Annotated in this window: 14 protein-coding genes; 7 read left to right on the top strand and 7 right to left on the bottom strand. The window is 35.7% G+C overall.

Annotated elements, in window-relative coordinates; translation table 11 throughout:
• Nucleotides 1-7: 7 nt before the first annotated feature.
• Together sufB and LNQ34_RS09170 are read right to left on the bottom strand one after the other, a co-directional pair.
• Complete coding sequence (gene sufB, locus LNQ34_RS09165; RefSeq protein ID WP_229999365.1) at nt 8-1,456, bottom strand: Fe-S cluster assembly protein SufB; 1,449 nt, start codon at nt 1,454-1,456, stop codon at nt 8-10.
• A 94-nt stretch (nt 1,457-1,550) separates the two neighbouring features.
• On the bottom strand, nt 1,551-1,880 hold the full coding sequence (locus LNQ34_RS09170) for a HesB/IscA family protein (protein ID WP_202703342.1): 330 nt from the start codon (nt 1,878-1,880) through the stop codon (nt 1,551-1,553).
• 296 nt (nt 1,881-2,176) lie between these two features.
• On the opposite strand from LNQ34_RS09170, the gene LNQ34_RS09175 reads away from it, so the two are divergent.
• Nucleotides 2,177-3,034: an MBL fold metallo-hydrolase gene (locus tag LNQ34_RS09175; RefSeq protein ID WP_229999366.1), complete on the top strand. Its 858-nt coding sequence runs from the start codon at nt 2,177-2,179 to the stop codon at nt 3,032-3,034.
• A 68-nt stretch (nt 3,035-3,102) separates the two neighbouring features.
• Here LNQ34_RS09175 and LNQ34_RS09180 read toward each other — a convergent pair whose 3' ends face one another.
• Nucleotides 3,103-4,734, bottom strand: a complete 1,632-nt coding sequence (locus LNQ34_RS09180) for a T9SS type A sorting domain-containing protein (protein ID WP_229999367.1) — start codon at nt 4,732-4,734, stop codon at nt 3,103-3,105.
• Between the two features lie 293 nt (nt 4,735-5,027).
• Between LNQ34_RS09180 and LNQ34_RS09185 the strand changes: the two genes are divergently transcribed.
• The 3 genes from LNQ34_RS09185 (at nt 5,028) to LNQ34_RS09195 (ending at nt 9,187) form a co-directional block, all read left to right on the top strand.
• Nucleotides 5,028-6,662, top strand: a complete 1,635-nt coding sequence (locus LNQ34_RS09185; protein ID WP_229999369.1) for a S8 family peptidase — start codon at nt 5,028-5,030, stop codon at nt 6,660-6,662.
• A gap of 61 nt (nt 6,663-6,723) precedes the next feature.
• Entirely contained in the window at nt 6,724-8,604 is a 1,881-nt protein-coding gene (locus LNQ34_RS09190) for a M1 family metallopeptidase (protein WP_202703338.1), read from the top strand.
• Between the two features lie 235 nt (nt 8,605-8,839).
• The gene (locus LNQ34_RS09195) at nt 8,840-9,187 is read left to right on the top strand and encodes a helix-turn-helix domain-containing protein (protein WP_202703337.1); all 348 of its coding nucleotides are present in this window, start codon (nt 8,840-8,842) and stop codon (nt 9,185-9,187) included.
• A 192-nt stretch (nt 9,188-9,379) separates the two neighbouring features.
• Here LNQ34_RS09195 and LNQ34_RS09200 read toward each other — a convergent pair whose 3' ends face one another.
• Entirely contained in the window at nt 9,380-10,318 is a 939-nt protein-coding gene (locus LNQ34_RS09200) for an L-threonine 3-dehydrogenase (protein WP_229999371.1), read from the bottom strand.
• Between the two features lie 309 nt (nt 10,319-10,627).
• Here LNQ34_RS09200 and LNQ34_RS09205 point away from each other — a divergent pair, with 309 nt between their 5' ends.
• Nucleotides 10,628-11,254, top strand: coding sequence for a hypothetical protein (locus tag LNQ34_RS09205; RefSeq protein ID WP_202703335.1), 627 nt, complete (start codon nt 10,628-10,630; stop codon nt 11,252-11,254).
• Nucleotides 11,247-14,612: a transcription-repair coupling factor gene (gene mfd, locus LNQ34_RS09210; protein WP_202703334.1), complete on the top strand. Its 3,366-nt coding sequence runs from the start codon at nt 11,247-11,249 to the stop codon at nt 14,610-14,612. Before LNQ34_RS09205 ends, mfd begins: the two co-directional genes overlap by 8 nt.
• 732 nt (nt 14,613-15,344) lie before the next feature.
• On the opposite strand, the gene LNQ34_RS09215 is transcribed toward mfd, so the two are convergent.
• From LNQ34_RS09215 to LNQ34_RS09225, 3 genes are all read right to left on the bottom strand, one after another.
• Entirely contained in the window at nt 15,345-16,001 is a 657-nt protein-coding gene (locus LNQ34_RS09215; RefSeq protein WP_008466087.1) for a hypothetical protein, read from the bottom strand.
• Nucleotides 16,002-16,120: 119 nt separating this feature from the next.
• Nucleotides 16,121-16,480: a YraN family protein gene (locus LNQ34_RS09220; protein WP_229999372.1), complete on the bottom strand. Its 360-nt coding sequence runs from the start codon at nt 16,478-16,480 to the stop codon at nt 16,121-16,123.
• A gap of 167 nt (nt 16,481-16,647) precedes the next feature.
• Nucleotides 16,648-17,547 carry a S66 peptidase family protein gene (locus LNQ34_RS09225; RefSeq protein ID WP_202703332.1) on the bottom strand — a complete coding sequence of 300 codons (900 nt, stop codon included), beginning with the start codon at nt 17,545-17,547 and terminating at the stop codon, nt 16,648-16,650.
• A 228-nt stretch (nt 17,548-17,775) separates the two neighbouring features.
• Between LNQ34_RS09225 and LNQ34_RS09230 the strand changes: the two genes are divergently transcribed.
• Nucleotides 17,776-18,876, top strand: coding sequence for an endonuclease/exonuclease/phosphatase family protein (locus LNQ34_RS09230; RefSeq protein WP_229999374.1), 1,101 nt, complete (start codon nt 17,776-17,778; stop codon nt 18,874-18,876).
• Nucleotides 18,877-18,906 lie beyond the last annotated feature (30 nt).

Raw genomic sequence — 18,906 nt, forward strand, 5'->3', positions numbered from 1 at the left:
CTCGCAATTAACCAACAGATCCTTCTAAAGAAATTTCTAATAATTTTTGAGCTTCAACAGCAAATTCCATTGGTAATTTGTTCAATACATCTTTACTGAAACCGTTTACAATTAGGGCGATTGCTTTTTCAGTAGGGATACCTCTCTGGTTGCAATAAAAAACCTGATCTTCTCCAATTTTACTTGTTGTTGCTTCGTGCTCTATTTTGGCTGATGGATTTTTACTTTCGATATATGGGAAAGTATGCGCACCACAATTGTTTCCCATTAGAAGAGAATCACATTGGGAAAAGTTTCTGGCATTTTCAGCTCTTGGACTAATCTGAACTAATCCGCGGTAACTGTTTTGGGATTTACCGGCAGAGATACCTTTAGAAATAATAGTCGATTTAGTATTTTTTCCTAAATGGATCATTTTAGTTCCGGTATCAGCTTGTTGGTAATTATTGGTAACGGCAATTGAATAAAATTCTCCAACCGAGTTGTCTCCTTTTAATACACAAGAAGGATATTTCCAGGTTACAGCAGAACCTGTTTCTACTTGTGTCCATGAAATTTTAGCGTTTGTTTCGCATAAACCTCTTTTGGTAACGAAGTTATAAACACCACCTTTTCCTTCTTTGTTTCCAGGGAACCAGTTTTGAACGGTAGAATATTTAATTTCAGCGTCATCTAAAGCGATTAATTCAACCACAGCAGCGTGCAATTGGTTTTCATCACGGCTTGGAGCGGTACAGCCTTCAAGGTATGAAACGTAACTTCCTTCATCAGCAATAACTAGTGTTCTCTCGAACTGACCAGTTCCTGCCTGATTGATTCTGAAATAAGTGGAAAGTTCCATTGGGCAACGAACACCTTTTGGGATATAGCAAAAACTTCCGTCAGAGAAAACGGCTGAGTTTAATGCTGCATAGAAGTTGTCTTTTTGAGGTACAACAGTTCCTAAGTATTTTTTAACTAATTCAGGGTGTTCTTTTATAGCTTCTGAAATTGGGCAAAAAATAATTCCTTTTTCAGCAAGAGTTTTTTTGAAGGTCGTAGCTACAGAAACAGAATCGACTACAATATCCATAGCGACATTGTTCATCATTTTTTGTTCATCGACAGAGATCCCTAACTTTTTGTACATTTCTAATAATTCAGGATCTACATCATCCAAAGTTTTGTTTGGATCTACCTGTTTTGGAGCAGAATAGTATGAAATGGCTTGGAAATCTGGTTTTGCATAATGTACATTTGCCCATTCCGGTTCGATCATTTCTTTCCAGGCACGAAAAGCTTCAATGCGCCAGTCAGTCATCCATTCTGGTTCTTCTTTTTTAAGAGAAATTGCTCTTACGATGTCTTCGTTTAAGCCAATAGGAAAGGTCTCCGATTCAATATCAGTATAAAACCCGTATTCGTATTCTTTAGTTTCGAGTTCGATTTTTAAATCGTCTTCTGTGTATTTGCTCATTGTTTCTTTATTGAAAGATTCAAAAATTGAAGGATTTAAATAACATCACTTCTGTAATTTTTAAATCTTTAAATTTTGCAATCGTTTAATTATTTTATAGTGAAAAAGATTCTCCACAACCACAAGTTCTACTTGCATTCGGATTATTGAATACAAAACCTTTTCCGTTTAATCCACCTGAAAATTCAAGAATTGTTCCGGCCAGATATAGAAATGATTTCTTTTCAACTGCAATTGTTATGTCGTTGTCTACGAATATTTTATCGTCGTCGCCTTTGGTTTTGTCAAACTTTAAATCATAAGACAAACCAGAGCATCCACCGCTTTTTACGCCTACTCTTACGTAGTCGCTAGCAGCATCAAAACCATCTTCTTTCATCAAATCGATGATTTTATTTTTGGCTGTATCAGAAACTTTTATCATTGTTTATCGTGTTTGTTTTTGTTTTCACTCCAATTTTGCTCTTAAAAATAGTAATCCGAAGATTACGATTTTAAAGTGCTGTCTTTCAATGTTGAAATGAAATTATCGGCAAAGATACGACTTAAAAACCTTTTTCCATAACGGTTCACATTATTATAACAAATGTTAAAATAGATATATGTTATATTGATAAAAGAATGAGACTTTATTATTGTTTTTTGAAGACTTTATGATGGTTTGTTGTAAAAATGAAATAGTATTTCCTAGTTTTGTTTTCCTATTAAAAATTTATTCTCATGAAACTTTACCCTATAGAATCCGGAAATTTTAAGTTAGATGGAGGCGCCATGTTTGGTGTAGTTCCTAAAACCATCTGGAACAAAACCAATCCTGCCGATGCTAATAACTTAATTGATATCGCAGCACGCTGCCTGCTTATTGAAGACGGAAATCGTCTGATTTTGATTGATACCGGAATGGGAGACAAGCAATCGGAGAAGTTTTTTGGCTATTATTCGCTGTGGGGATCGCATTCGATAGACAAATCGTTAGCAAAATATGGTTTTCAGAGAGACGATATTACCGACGTTTTTATGACGCATTTGCATTTTGACCATTGTGGAGGAAGTGTTCAATGGAATTCAGACCGGACTTTTTACGAGCCTGCTTTTAAAAATGCAAAGTTTTGGACGAATGAAAATCATTGGGAATGGGCAACGAAACCTAATGCCCGTGAAAAAGCTTCTTTTCTTTCAGAGAATATTCTGCCTATGCAGGAAAGCGGACAGCTGAATTTTATAAAGCGTCCCGAAAGTGATTTCGGCTTTTCTGAAGAAATGAATTTTGGAATTTATTATGTGGACGGCCATACCGAAAAGCAAATGATTCCACATATTAAGTATCAGGATAAAACGATTGTTTTTTGTGCCGATTTGCTGGCTACAGCAGGGCATATTCCGTTACCCTACGTGATGGGTTACGATACTAGGCCGTTATTGACAATGCCGGAGAAATCAAAGTTTTTAAATGCAGCGGCAGACAACAACTATTATTTGTTTTTGGAACATGATGCCCACAATCAAATCATAACGGTAGAACATACTGAAAAAGGTGTTCGCTTAAAAGAAGTATTTACCTGCGAAGAAATTCTTTAGCAAAAGCTTAAAAATAAAAAATCCCATCCGCCGCAGCGAATGGGGTTTTTTGGTTTAACAAATTATAATTATTCAACAATTACTTTTTTAGCCGAAGCAATATCTCCATTGATTAAGTATATATAATAAACGCCTCTTGGCAAACCGGATAAATTGATCGTATTAGTGGTGTCACTTGAATTTAAGGTAAATGATTTTAGAAGTTGCCCCAAAGTGTTATAAACAGTTGCTTTTTCTAAACTTGCATTTTGAATGTTTACTTCGCCTTTAGTTGGGTTTGGATAGATTGTTGCTTTTGCAAAATTGTTGGTATCAATACCTAATGTTTTACAAGAATTAGAATAAGTTGCAGTAGCATCTTTCACATCGCTCCAATTTGCTTCTGAATAAGCAACATCATCAACCTCGATACATTTTAGATTTGGATTGTCCCAAAACATAATATTTGCAAGGGTTAATTTCAGGAGTTTATTTGTTCCGTTTTTTAAATTCAAGCTTGATAACTTTTTATTGGATCCACAGCGAACACGTGTTAAAGCTGGGTTTTTAGAAATGTCTAAACTTGTTAATAGATTAGAAATACAATCTAACTCAATTAATTTGCTATTATTACTGATGTTCATTGTTGTCAATTTATTAACTGAACATCGGAGTATTTGTAAAGATTCACTGTTAGAAAAATCTAGCGTATTGATGTCATTTGCGCCGCAATCCACCAACGTTAGTAGCATATTGTTAGAGGTATCTAAGGATGATAATCTATTAATATTACAAATTAATGTTTTTAATAACGTGTTTTGAGAAATATTCAAATTTGTAATTTGATTGTTACCGCAATCTAGAAAAGTTAGCAAGGTATTTTTAGAGACATTTAAATTAGTTAGTTGACCATCTCCCCTAGTGGTTGAGCTTCCGCTGCCTCCATTACACCTTAATGTAGTCAATTGTGTATTGTTAGTGACATCTAAAGCTAACAATTTATTGCCACCGCAATCTAAGGTCTTTAAATTGATAAAATCCTGAATTCCGGTTAAGTCAGTAATATTGCTATTGTAAAGATCTATTTCAGTGATAGTAGAAACTTTTGAAGTTAATACCTTTCCATCAGCAGTTCCGGAATCAATTCCTAATGCGATTAACTTGTTTTCAAAATTTACATCAGGTATTAGGGTGTATGGCAAAGGAACATCAGCAATATCAACAACAGAAACATTATCGACTAAAATTTCAGAATTCTGTGTTCCTGTGGTCCAAATATCGATTTCTATGTTTTCGCTTACGGTTGGGGTATACTCAAATTCGATTTTTCTCCATTCTGAGCTTGAAAACACGGCATCAGTTTTTTTGATAATCTCAGCTTTAAAAGCACCGGGTTTATGATATACACTGAAATCAAGTTTCGAAAATGTACCGGAAACTAATTTGTGGTACATCGTTATTCGGTATGTTTTATTTGCTGTTACCGGAAAAAATTCGCTATTAATATAGTTAAATGTACCGCTGGAAATCTTCATATTGGTACTCGAGGAACCTTTTTGAGCGATTGTACTTTGAGAAATAAATCCACTAAAATAGCGATACCAGTTATCGGGTTGTGATGAGGAAGACCAATTTTCAAGGTCACCATTTGGGACTAAATTAGTCTGGGCATTAATGGAAAGGTTTGCTAGTAATAGCAATAAGAGTAGTTTTGTCTTCATAGAGAGGATTTATCATTAGGTCGCACAAGTCTATAAAAATTAATTTGTATTTCCTTACGGGAAGGCGTAATGGCCATAGTTCTTTTAAAAGATTAAAAAAGAGTACGCCTAACGTGCTGTTTTTCTGAGAGAATAAATCGTGTAAGATTTTTGATTCAGATGAAGATTACAAGTGCCTTAAGGTTTCTTAAATGTTAAGGCAAAAATCATAACACAGTGTTAATCGTTAGCTTTATGTAACAAAAAATCATAATTTAGACCCATAATTTAACTTTAGAATACTTATTAGATACATGAGTCCTATGAAACATCTCAAATTATCTGCTTTTGCATTACTTGTTTTGGCAGGTTGCAGCACTACTTTACAGGCACAGGAATCGGCAAGAAAAGATTTTATCAAAGCTCCTTTAGCCGTTGTTAAGAAAGCTCCTGTTTCAGAAAATGAATTAAAAAGATGGAGCCATCTTGATTTAATCAAAGATTCGATCCCGGGAATGAGTGTCGATAGAGCTTATGCTGAATTACTGCAAGGGAAAACCGGAAAGAAGGTGATCGTGGGAATTGTAGATTCAGGTGTCGATATCGAACATGAAGATCTGAAAGGGATGATCTGGACGAATCCAAAAGAAATTCCGGGTAACGGAATCGACGATGATAAAAACGGATTTATTGATGATGTTCACGGATGGAATTTCTTAGGAAATGCTGTTCACGAAAATCTTGAATTAACGCGTGTCGTTAAAAAAGGTGATGACGGATCTCCCGAATATAAAGAGGCTTTGGCGCAATACACCAAGAAATACGAAGACGCTTTACGCGACAAACAGCAATCTGACTTTTTGTTAGAAGTTCATAAAACGATACAAAAAGAACTTAATAAAACAACCTATAAAATTGAGGATTTAGATGCTATAACTTCTACAGATCCAAAAGTAGCTCAGAGCAAAGAAATCATGACTCAAATTTTAACGAATGCAGGGTCAACTTTTGATCCTGATTCTGAGTTAAAAGAGTATAGCAAGCAGGTTTACGGTCAGTTGAATTACAACTTAAATAAAGAATTCGACGGAAGAAAAATAGTAGGTGATAATCCGGAGGATATTAAAAACACACGTTATGGAAATAATATTGTTTTTGGTCCGGATAAAGAGGAAGCGCTTCACGGAACACACGTAGCGGGAATCATTGCGCAGGTTCGCGGGAATAATTTAGGGGGAGACGGAGTTGCTAATAATGTAGAAATTCTGACCGTAAGAGCCGTTCCGGATGGCGATGAGTACGATAAAGATATTGCTTTAGGGATTCGCTATGCAGTTGACAATGGTGCAAAAGTGATCAACGGAAGTTTCGGAAAAAGTTTCTCTCCTCATAAAAAATGGGTATACGATGCAATAAAATATGCAGCAAAAAAAGATGTTCTAATAGTGCATGCAGCCGGAAATGACGGATACAATATTGATGAAACCAAAAACATCAATTATCCAAATGACTCAGAAGATAACGTTAAAGAGTTTGCTGATAATGTAATCACAATCGGAGCACTGAAGAAAGAGTATGGAGAAACGGTTGTAGCTGGATTTTCGAACTTCGGAAAAATAAACGTAGATGTTTTTGCTCCGGGTGAAGAAATTTATGCCACAATACCTAACAACAAATACAAATACCTGCAGGGAACTTCAATGGCCGCTCCAAATGCAGCAGGAGTTGCAGCACTGATACGTTCATACTATCCGAAATTAAAAGCAGCTCAGGTTAAACAAATCCTAATGGATTCAGGAGTAGCACTTCCGTCAATGGTAGTTTTGGGTGAAAATCCAAATCCTGAAGTAAAACCGGTAGCAGTTTCTTCGACAGAATCTTCAAGAACTGCTAAAATGGTCAACGCTTACAATGCTTTATTGATGGCCGAAAAAATGTCTAAAAAATAAACAAAACAGAATACTAATGTAATGGAAGAGTTCGCGCTCTTCCATTTTGATTGAAATAACCATGCGAAAAATTTTACTACTATCTTTTTTGAGTTTGAGTTTAAACTCAGCATTTGCACAAAGCGCTCCTTATTGGCAACAACATGTCGATTACAAAATGGAAGTCTCCATGGATGTAAAAAACTATCAGTACAAAGGAAAACAAGAGTTAGTGTACACAAACAACTCTCCTGATACTTTAAAGAAAGTGTATTACCATTTATTTTTAAATGCATTTCAGCCGGGAAGTGAAATGGATGCTCGTTTGCATTCTATAAAAGATCCTGATGGAAGAATGGTAAATAAAGTAAAAGGCGCAGACGGTAAAGAAACCAAACAAAGCCGAATCGAAACTTTAAAACCAAATGAAATTGGGTATTTAAAAGTTTCAGACTTTAAACAAGATGGAGTTTCGGCACAAACGAGAGTTTCGGGAACTATTTTAGAAGTAACATTGGCGAAACCAATTTTACCAAATTCTAAAACAACCTTTACTTTAGATTTTGACGGACAAGTTCCGGTTCAGGTTCGTCGTACTGGACGTAATAATGCTGAAGGAGTAGAATTGTCAATGTCGCAATGGTACCCAAAATTAGCCGAATTTGATTTCGAAGGCTGGCATGCAGATCCATACATCGCCAGAGAATTTCATGGCGTGTGGGGGAATTTTGATGTGAAAATTACAATCGATAAAGACTATACTATCGGAGGTTCAGGATATTTACAGGATAAGAATCAAATAGGTCACGGTTATGAAGATGCAGGTGTAACCGTTACTTATCCAAAGAAAACAAAAACGTTGACCTGGCATTTTATTGCACCAAACGTTCATGATTTTACCTGGGCAGCAGATAAAGAATACACACATGATATTGTAAAAGGACCAAACGATGTTGATTTGCACTTCTTCTACAAAAACAATCCAAAAACAACTGCAAATTGGAAACAATTAGAACCTTTAATGGTGAAAGTAATGGATTATTACAACCACAGAGTGGGAGCATATCCGTACAAACAATACTCTTTTATTCAGGGTGGAGATGGCGGAATGGAGTATGCAATGTGTACCCTAATGCTTGGAAACGGAACTCTTGAAGGAATTTTAGGAACAGCAACTCATGAATTAGGGCATTCCTGGTTTCAGCATATTCTGGCTTCAAACGAATCAAAACACCCTTGGATGGATGAAGGTTTTACCACTTACATCGAAGACAGTGCTTTGAATGAATTGAAAGGAGATAAAAAAGAAGTGAATCCGTTTAAAGGAAATTATGCAGCTTATTACAGCTTGGTTAATTCCGGAAAAGAGCAGCCACAAACCACTCATGGAGACCGTTACGATGAAAACAGACCTTATAGTATTTCTTCTTATGTAAAAGGAAGTCTTTTCTTGTCGCAATTAGAATATGTAATTGGAAAAGATAATGTAGATGCTACTTTGAAAAGATACTACAATGATTTCAAATTCAAACACCCTACTCCAAATGATATTAAAAGATCAGCGGAGAGAGTTTCAGGAGCGGAATTAGATTGGTATTTAATCGATTGGACAGGAACGACCAATACAATTGATTATGGTATCAAAGAAGTAGCGGATAATGCAGGAAAAACCAATATCACTTTAGAAAGAATTGGAAGAATGCCGATGCCGATTGATTTAACAGTGGAATATACAGACGGAACTACTGAGAGTTTTTACATTCCATTAAGAATGATGAACTTTATCAAGCCAAATCCAAACCCGAATGTAAAAAGAACCGTTTTAGACGACTGGGCCTGGGCACAATCGAACTACAGTTTTACAATAGACAAGAACAAAACTGCCATTAAGAAAATCACGATTGATCCAAGCGGATTAATGGCCGATGTAAAAGCAGCGAATAATGTTTATGAGGTGAAATAATAGTCACTTTAAAATATAAAAAAAGCCAAAGTTAGTTTCTGCTCACTTTGGCTTTTTTGCTTTTTTACAATTATAGTTTTTACATTGGTTTGGAGCGTGATGAAGAGGAGGTATCAATAGTGTTTAAGGCATAATATTTATAAAAAACAAAAACAAGAATTTTCTTATAATTTTTAACAATTAAATAAGGAAGGAAAAATGTATTTGTAGTATATTCGCTTCAAAAAAAAACAAAATGACTTTTGGTACTAAGCTGCAAAAATTAAGAGGAGAAAAAAGGATGTCGCAAAAGGAGATTTCGATTATTCTGAAAGTTTCACAAACAATTTATGGAAAATGGGAAAGCGATATCTTTTATCCAACCTATAAAAACTTAAAGAAAATAGCCGTTTTTTATAATGTTAGTATAGATGCGTTGGTAGACGTTAAAGATAAAAGGAAAGCGGATAAGGTTTTAATTTCGGAGAATCTCGGCGCAGATCCGGTGTCTTTCATCACCATATTTAAACTCCTGAAAAGAATAGAAAAGACCGTTTTATTGATCGAAAAGCAAACAGCCATTCCGGAGAAAGAAGGAGTATGAAAAAGTCCCGTTTAATTTTAGAAATAAATGGTAAACGGGACTTTTTTATTAATAGATTATTTTCTCAAAAAGGAACCAAATGAAGAAGAATAGAAAAATCTCCTTTCATCTGTTTAATGGGGAATATTGGTGAGCAAATGAGAAGCATAAAAAAACGCACATTTGTGCGTTTTTTTATTTTGTAAGCAGATGTTATCCTAAATGCTCTAACATGTCTTTTGTCATCGTTTCAAGATCAAAAGTATGTTTCCAGTCCCAGTCTTCTCTGGCTTCTGAATCGTCAATACTAGCCGGCCAACTGTCCGCAATTTTCTGACGGAAATCAGGGTTGTAAGTTATTTCGAATTCAGGAATATGTTTCTTAATTTCTGCAGCAATTTCAGTAGGAGTGAAACTCATTGCAGCTAAATTGTATGACGAATGTATCTTGATTTTCTCTGCAGGTGCTTTCATGATATTAATGGTAGCATCAATTGCATCATCCATATACATCATTGGCATTTTTGTTTCAGAGGATAAAAAGCATTCGTATTTTTTATCGGCAATAGCCTTGTAAAAAATATCTACAGCGTAATCTGTAGTTCCGCCACCAGGAGGCGTCGACCAGCTGATTAAGCCCGGATAACGGATGCTTCGAACATCAACTCCGTAAATATTATGGTAGTATTCGCACCATCTTTCTCCCGCTTGTTTACTAATTCCGTAAACTGTAGAAGGCTCCATTACCGTATATTGAGGAGTGTTTTCCTTAGGTGTAGTAGGTCCAAAAACCGCAATACTCGAAGGCCAGAATATCTTTTTTATCTTTTTGGCTTTGGCTAAATTTAAAACATGAAATAATGAATTCATATTCAGATCCCAGGCAAATGCAGGGTTTTTCTCGGCTGTAGCCGATAAAAGTGCCGCCATCAGATATATATCAGTAATTTGATGCACTTCAACAAGATGCTCAATTTGGTTGAAATCTAAAGCATTGACTACTTCAAACGGACCAGAATTTACAACGTCAGTATTTAATTTTCTAATGTCAGAAGCAATTACATTGTCTGTTCCGTATAGTTTGCGCAGTTTTTGAGTCAGTTCCGTCCCAATTTGACCGCAGGCACCGATGATTAATATTTTTGGATTCATTTTTTGAATAGTTTTTTTGAGAGACAAATATAACGTTTTCGCAAATGTTTTCGCTTTTAAGGAGAACAAATTGTAAATTTAACAATGATAAAGATTCTTTTTTAGATTATTCGCTGTTGAATGTGGAACGCAAGTTGTAAATTATAAGTATTTTCGATCAGGAATTCAGGATTTTTCCATAAGTCTTACAACCAAGAATTTCTAAACCTGTTTCGGTCCAATAGCAGCTAAATAATGTAATTTGTACCAAAAATCAGAATTCGTAATTGTAAAATTACTTTGTAACTTTGTAGCTTAATGTTTTACCAAATGAAATATAAGATATCTCTTTTTTTGCTTTTTGTTTTTGTATTGAATTCATGTCAGAATGAAGATGAAAAACGCCGCGCTGAAAATGAAAAGGAAGCCAAGAAAAACGAAGTCATTTTTAATAAAATCAATAAAAGCTGGTCTTTTATCGATGAGCCAATCAACGAAATCTCGGAGCAAAAAGTGAATTCATGGATTGAATGGCGTGACTTTTTGAACGAACTCAGAGATAAACCCAGAAAAACAATTGGAGCATTTCAAAAAAAGTCAGCAGCGATTTCAAAAAAAGCAATGGCTTTAAATACTAATATTCCTCCTGAATTTAATATTCCTCAGATCAGAAGCCGGATTTCTATTTTGATTACCAAAGTCAGAATGATGGATTTATTCATTCATCTGAACCAGATTCCTTCAGAGAAAGTGACATTTTTAATTGGTGAGATCAACAAAGAGTTGGTTTCATTAGAAAGACAGATGGATGTTGTTAATGTAAAAAGTAAAATTCCGAAAGAAGAAGGTGAGGAAGATTTCTTAAGAATGTTAGATACCGCTCGTGCTATCCCAAACGAAACTACAGCTCCGATTCCGGGGAAAAATATAGATCCAAACACACCAAAAGTTGAGTAAAAACGCCTTATATACCCTGTATGATGATCTGCCAAAAAATCAGCAGATTGCCACACAATTACTGGAACAGAAACAAATAAAAATGCATCTTAACGGATTGTTAGGGTCAGCAGTTTCATTTGTTTTGCGTGCTGTTTTCAAAAAATCAGAATTGCCTTTTTTAGTTATTTTAGACAACAAAGAAGAAGCGGCTTATTATTTGAACGATCTCGAACAAATGATCGGAGAACAGGATGTACTGTTTTATCCCGCGTCATTTCGCCGTCCGTATCAAATTGATGAAACAGACAATGCCAATGTTTTGCTTCGTGCTGAGGTTTTAAACCGAATCAATTCCCGTAAAAAACCTGCAGTGATTGTTACTTATCCCGAAGCGCTTTTTGAGAAAGTAGTGACACGCAGGGAACTTGATAAAAACACGTTGAAAGTCGCTTTGAACGATAAAATTTCGATAGATTTTATCAACGAAGTTTTGTTTGAATATGAGTTTAAAAGAGTCGATTTTATTACCGAGCCAGGAGAGTTTTCTGTTCGAGGCGGAATTGTCGATGTGTTCTCGTTTTCTAACGATCATCCGTACCGAATTGAGTTTTTTGGTAACGAAGTAGACAGCATCAGAAGTTTTGATGTCGAAACACAGTTATCGGTGGAAACCCATAAAAAAATCACGATAATCCCGAATGTCGAGAACAAACTTTTTCAGGAAAACAGAGAGAGTTTCTTAGACTATATTGCTGAGAGAACCGTCTTATTTATTCAAAATACAGAAGGACTTTTCACTCAGTTAGACAAACAATTCGTCAGGGCCGAAGAAGCTTTCGAGAAACTTTCAAAAGAAATAAAACGGGCTGAACCTGAAAAACTATTCTTAAATCAAAGCTCATTTATCAAACGCGCTTTAGATTTTTCGATAGTCGAATTGGCTTCAAAACCTGTTTTTAAAATCACAAAAACATTCGATTTTCATATTCACCCGCAGCCCTCTTTCAACAAACAATTTGATTTGCTGCTGAATAACCTGAGCGACAATCATTTTAACGGATATAAAAATTATCTGTTCTGTTCGAATGAAACTCAGGCCAAGCGTTTTCATGATATTTTCGAAACCTTAGACGAAGCTAATTCCGAGAACATTAGAAAACAATATCATACTGTTGTTCTTCCTTTGTATCAGGGATTTATTGACGAAGAAAGTCAGATTACGGCCTATACCGATCACCAGATTTTTGAGCGTTATCACAAATTTAATATCAAAAACGGTTATTCGAAAAAGCAGAATATTACGCTTAAGGAATTAACAGCGCTTTCGGTTGGTGATTATGTAACGCATATCGATCACGGAATTGGAAAATTTGGCGGCCTGCAAAAAATTCAGGTTGAAGGTAAAACGCAGGAAGCTATAAAACTGGTTTATGCCGATAATGATATAGTGTATGTGAGTATTCACTCGCTTCATAAAATCTCCAAATACAACGGAAAAGACGGAACCCCTCCCAAAATCTATAAACTGGGATCAAACGCCTGGAAAGTTTTAAAACAAAAAACCAAAGCGCGGGTCAAACATATTGCCTTCAATTTAATTCAGTTGTATGCGAAACGACGTCTGGAAAAAGGGTTTCAGTTTGCACCGGACAGTTATTTGCAGAACGAATTAGAAAGTTCGTTTATATACGAAGACACACCGGATCAAACTAAATCGACTCAGGAAGTCAAAGCGGATATGGAAAGCGATCGTCCGATGGATCGTTTAGTTTGTGGTGATGTAGGTTTTGGAAAAACAGAGGTAGCGATTCGTGCGGCCTTTAAGGCAGTAGACAATAGTAAACAGGTAGCCGTTTTGGTTCCGACCACCATTTTGGCGTACCAGCATTATCGTACGTTTTCAGAACGTTTGAAAGACATGCCGGTTACCATTGGTTATATGAACCGCTTTAGAACTGCTAAACAGAAAGCACAAACTTTAAAAGATTTGGCAGAAGGGAAACTGGATATTGTGATTGGAACACACCAATTAGTCAATAAAAATGTAGTTTTTAAAGACCTTGGTTTGTTGATTGTCGACGAGGAACAAAAGTTTGGAGTAAACGTAAAAGATAAACTTAAGACCATTGCTGCGAATGTCGATACCCTAACCTTAACGGCAACGCCAATCCCGAGAACGCTTCAGTTTTCGTTAATGGCAGCGAGAGATTTGTCTGTTATTACGACCCCTCCGCCAAACCGATATCCTATAGAAACCAATGTTGTTGGGTTTAATGAAGAAATAATCCGCGATGCTATTTCGTATGAAATTCAGCGTAACGGACAGGTTTTCTTCATCAATAACCGAATCGAAAACATAAAAGAAGTTGCCGGTATGATTCAGCGTTTGGTACCAAATGCCAGAGTTGGAATCGGCCACGGTCAAATGGAGGGTGCGAAACTCGAAGAATTGATGCTGGGTTTCATGAACGGCGATTTCGATGTCCTGGTAGCCACAACAATTATCGAAAGTGGTTTGGACGTACCAAATGCCAATACCATTTTCATCAACAATGCCAATAATTTCGGATTATCCGATCTGCACCAAATGCGAGGAAGAGTAGGCCGAAGCAATAAAAAAGCATTTTGTTATTTCATCTGTCCGCCTTATTCCTCTATGACTGAGGATGCCAGAAAACGTATTCAGGCTTTAGAGCAGTTTAGCGAACTAGGTAGTGGTTTTAACATTGCGATGAAAGATCTTGAAATTCGTGGAGCAGGAGATTTATTAGGTGGAGAACAAAGCGGTTTCATTAATGAAATTGGATTTGATACCTACCAAAAAATCATGAATGAGGCCATTGAAGAATTGAAGGAGAATGAATTCAAGGACTTATATCCGGAAGAGAACGATATTGAAACCAAGGAATATGTAAAAGATCTGCAAATCGATACTGATTTTGAGTTGTTATTTTCTGATGAATACATCAACAATGTCACCGAACGTTTGAGTTTATACAACGAGTTGGGCGGTGTGAAAAATGAGGTAGAACTGGTAATCTTTCAAAATAAATTAATTGACCGTTTTGGTCCGATGCCGCCACGTGCCAATGCCTTGATGAATAGTATTCGCATCAAATGGATTGCAACAAGTGTAGGTATTGAGAAATTAGTGATGAAGAAAGGCAAAATGATCGGTTATTTTGTTTCAGACCAACAATCTGATTATTACCAATCGAAGCGTTTCCATAAAGTGATCAAATTTGTACAGACTCATAGTAATCTTTGTCAGATGAAAGAAAAACAAACTCCTAACGGTTTACGCCTTTTATTGACTTTTGATAATGTAAAATCTACGAAACGAGCATTGGAGTTGATGGAATTATTGGGTGAATAATAATTTTAAAAGGTATAATATTCTAAACCCGACAGATTTCAAAAAACTGTCGGGTTTTATTTTTAGTACCTATATAAGGACGGGTAAAATTATTATAAAAGTTAGGGCGTTACCCTTCGGGTCGGGCTGTACGCTAAATCTTTTGCGACAAGAGATTTTGGGAAATTGAAAAAATTTCAGCTGCCGCAAAAGGATATCGCTGCCATCCCTAACGCATTTTAAGTTAGAAAATTATATTGATTAGTTTTAAAGGAGATTGCCAGAAGACGTGTAAATATTCACAGATTAGGACAACAGTTCATGCATTGAGTAAATTTATTTATTATGTTTCCCCCTTGACATAAGCATTCGAGAGGATTAAAAAAGAGCTGAAAGCCCAAAAGCAATAGCATGGTGCAACGTGCTATAGTATAAATTAAGTATAAATATCGCCCTGAAAGGGCAAAACCAGGTATGGATTTTAATAAGGAACAGATCAATTTAAAAAAAAACACACAAAAGAGTATGATTTCTTTTCTTTGTGATCAGGCTTTTGCCCTTTCAGGGCATAAATGATCCTTTTTATTATTCATAGTGTGTTGCACCATACTGTTGCTGAGGCTCTTTCAGAGCAATAGATTTGGGAATAATGTTGTTTTCTAATCATAAAAAAATCCTTTTATCTTCTATTAAAAGATAAAAGGATTGTAGGCTGAAAGCATTTCTAAAGATTCTTTTAGTGCTAATTTAAATCTAGTTTTTCAGATCCTTAATTACTTTGAAAGCAACATCAACCTGATCTTCACCAACTAAAATGGTGAATTCATTTGAAGTCGAAATGACTTCATTGATAATAATTCCTTCCCATGCTAAACGTTGGAAAATGAAGTAATAGATTCCTGGAACCACGATGTTTTCTTTTGGTAATTTTACAGTTATGGAGGCCAGGTTGTCTAACTTCTGAATAAGTTTCTCGCGCATAAAGTGTTTTTCAACCAAATGATTTACACTGCTGCTTACCACAATATTGGTTTCGTTTACTCCGCGTGATGAGGTATAAAAGATATCAGATAAAGCATTAATGTCAGAAATTAAATCAGCCTGTTTGTTCAAAACAGTTTCGGAAGCGGCAAAAGTGTAATCCGTCAATTCAGATCGAACAGTGATTTCGCCTATATTCTTAATTACTTTATTGATTTTATGATTCAGTTTAAAATCCAATTCTTCTGTGAGTCGTTTCAATGACATTACAACAGCGCCTTGTTTTACTTCTTTACCAAATTCACTTTCTAATTCGGTCATAATGTTCCGTGAAAGAGAAGTGAGGTTGATGATTCCAAGCGATAGCGCATTTAATAAAAAGGGTTTTGTTTTAATGTAATTCTCGACGATTGAAGAAACGGTTTTCATAGTTTTTTTCTTTTTTTTTTGTAACTTAATTGGTTGGGTGTAGTTAATTTTGTGTTATAAAACCTCGCGAATATAAATAAAAAAACAATTTGTTACAAATATAACAATATAAAATTATGTTAAAAATGGAAGAAAGCGTCTGTAATATGTTCAATTGCAAATGTTTCCTTTTTTTTGTGTATCGCGATGATGTCAAAACGGACTTCAATATCTATTTCCCTATCGTTTATATAGGCATTTACGGCTTTTACCAGCAGTTGAATTTTTTTAGGTTTCACAAAATCTTGCGGTAAACCAAAATTCAGAGTCGATCTTGTTTTTACTTCAATGATGGCCAAAATAGATTCTTTCTCAGCGATAATATCAATTTCGGCCTTTTGAAAAGTCCAGTTTCGATCGAGAATTTTGTATCCGTTTTGCTCCAGATATTCCACAGCAAGATCTTCACCTTTTTTCCCAAGTTCGTTGTGTTCTGCCATCTTTTAACTATGAATTGCGGGTTGTGATTTTTTTACGCTGTAAGGAGTAATTTGCATGCAAAGACACGAAGTTGCAAAGAAAGGAATATAACTTTGCGACTTCGCGTTTGTGCGAGATTATGATTGGTGGTATTTAAAACTCTTTAGAGAAAAAATCTCAGATGCTATTATTTTTGAAAAGTAACCGTACTTCCGCTTTCATTTACATTTACAGTAACGGTACTTCCCATAATTAAGGCCCTATTGTCCTGAATGTGCCCGGCTGGGAAATTAAAAATTACAGGAATATTGTACTTTTTGGTCACATCATCTACAATTTCGACCGCATTTTTCCCCCATGGAACTTCGTTATCCTTCATTTTGGTCATGCCTCCAACAACAATTCCTTTTAGGTTTTCGATACATCCGTTACGTCTCAAATTCATCATCATTCGATCGATATGATAAAGATACTCGTCCAGGTCTTCAAGGAACAAAATTTTATCCTTACAGTCAATTGCCGAAGGAGAACCTAACAAACTGTATAAAATAGATAAATTACCACCTACTAATTCTCCGGTTGCGTTTCCAAAGCGGTTCATTTTATCCGGAGCAATAGTATAAGAAATAGGTTCACCAAACAAGGCAGATTTCATTGAACTGACCGCAGCTGGAGTAGCTCTTGGAACCGTTACAGGCATGATCCCGTGAATGGACTGATAGCCCATCGTATTCAAATGATTGTGCAGAACGGTAACGTCACTAAAACCAACAATCCATTTAGGGTGTTGTTTGAATTTGGTAAAATCAAGTAAATCGATCATTCTCACCGTTCCATAACCTCCGCGAACGCACCAGATTGCTTTGATATTTGGATTGTCTAACTGTTTTTGAAAGTCGGCAGCACGTTGTTCATCGGTACCGGCCAGTTGGTTAAAATCTAAACCAATAGTACTTCCAACTACGGCTTCAAGGCCCCAGCTGTGTAATAAATCTATAGTAGGTTTCAGATTATCGTCTATATTTTTTCTTGCTGTTGCTAAAATGGCTACAGTATCTCCTTTTTGTAAATAAGGTGGTGTTATCATGTTTTGTTGTGATTGACAGTGGATGGATTGTAAAGCAAAAATAAGAAATACGAGTTTATAAATAGAAAAGTAGTTTCTGTAGTATTGAGGGGTGCTCGCTTTCATGTTTTTCTGCTGATTCATTCGTAAAGATAAAACAAATATAGATATTTTAAAAAATAAAAACATTAGAAAATTCTTACAATATGATTTAATTGTTTAAATTGAATCTTTTAAAGAGTTAAGTTTATGAGAGTAATTTCTTTTCAATTCTGTAGTCTCGCTTTTTTATCTTTTACAATTTTTCAGGCACAGCCAAAAAAATATGCGATCCATACTATTGCATTTTACAACTTTGAGAATCTCTTCGATACTAATGATGATGTCACTACCAATGATAATGAATGGACACCCAATGGGACTCAGCATTGGACGATGGAAAAATACGAAAAGAAATTAAAAAACCTGTCCCGAGTATTATCTGAAATTGGAAGGCCGGATAACTCAAATGCTCCCGTACTAATTGGCGGTGCCGAAATTGAAAATCGCACGGTTCTCGAAGATCTGGTGAAACAACCGAATTTACTCCTTTTTGACTATGGAATCATTCATTTTGATTCGCCGGATAAGCGAGGAATAGATGTTGCGCTTTTATATCAGAGAAAATACTTTAGACCCACGTCATATTCCAATATTCCGCTGCGTATTTATCTAAAAAAAAATTCTGATAAAAAAGCGGAAGTCGAACAGCAGGATCATGATATCGATATTAAAACCGATGATAAGAATCGTGTTTTTACCAGAGATCAGCTTTTAATTTCAGGATTTTTAGAAGGAGAGGAAATTCATATTATTGTCAATCACTGGCCATCCAGATCAGGAGGGGAGAAAGCAAGCAGTGTTTTTCGGGAAGCTGCAGGAAGTTTAAACAGAAGAATTATCGATTCGCTACAGCAAATAAATCCCAATGCTAAAGTGATTACAATGGGTGATTTGAATGATGGTCCCTTTAATAAAAGTATAAAAAATGTTTTGGGTGCAAAGACAAAAAAATCAGAGGTGGAGGAATTCGGGCTTTTTAATCCCTTTGCAGCAATGCTCGATAAAGGTTTGGGCACAATTGCATTTAGAGATTCCTGGGATATTTTTGATCAGATCATCATTACAAAGTCACTTATACCATCTGATTTTTCAACTTTTAACTTTTGGAAAGCGGGAATTTTCAATAAAACTTTTCTGGTTCAGAGTTCCGGACCGTATAAAGGGTATCCGCTGCGACATAGTTTGACAGAAGTTGGATTTAGTGACCATTTTCCGGTTTATATCTATTTGATCAAAGAGGTTAAGTAAGTCGCAGTTTTCAGTTTTGAGTCTCAGTTG

Source organism: Flavobacterium lipolyticum (assembly GCF_020905335.1).
Taxonomy (GTDB): Bacteria; Bacteroidota; Bacteroidia; order Flavobacteriales; family Flavobacteriaceae; genus Flavobacterium; species Flavobacterium lipolyticum.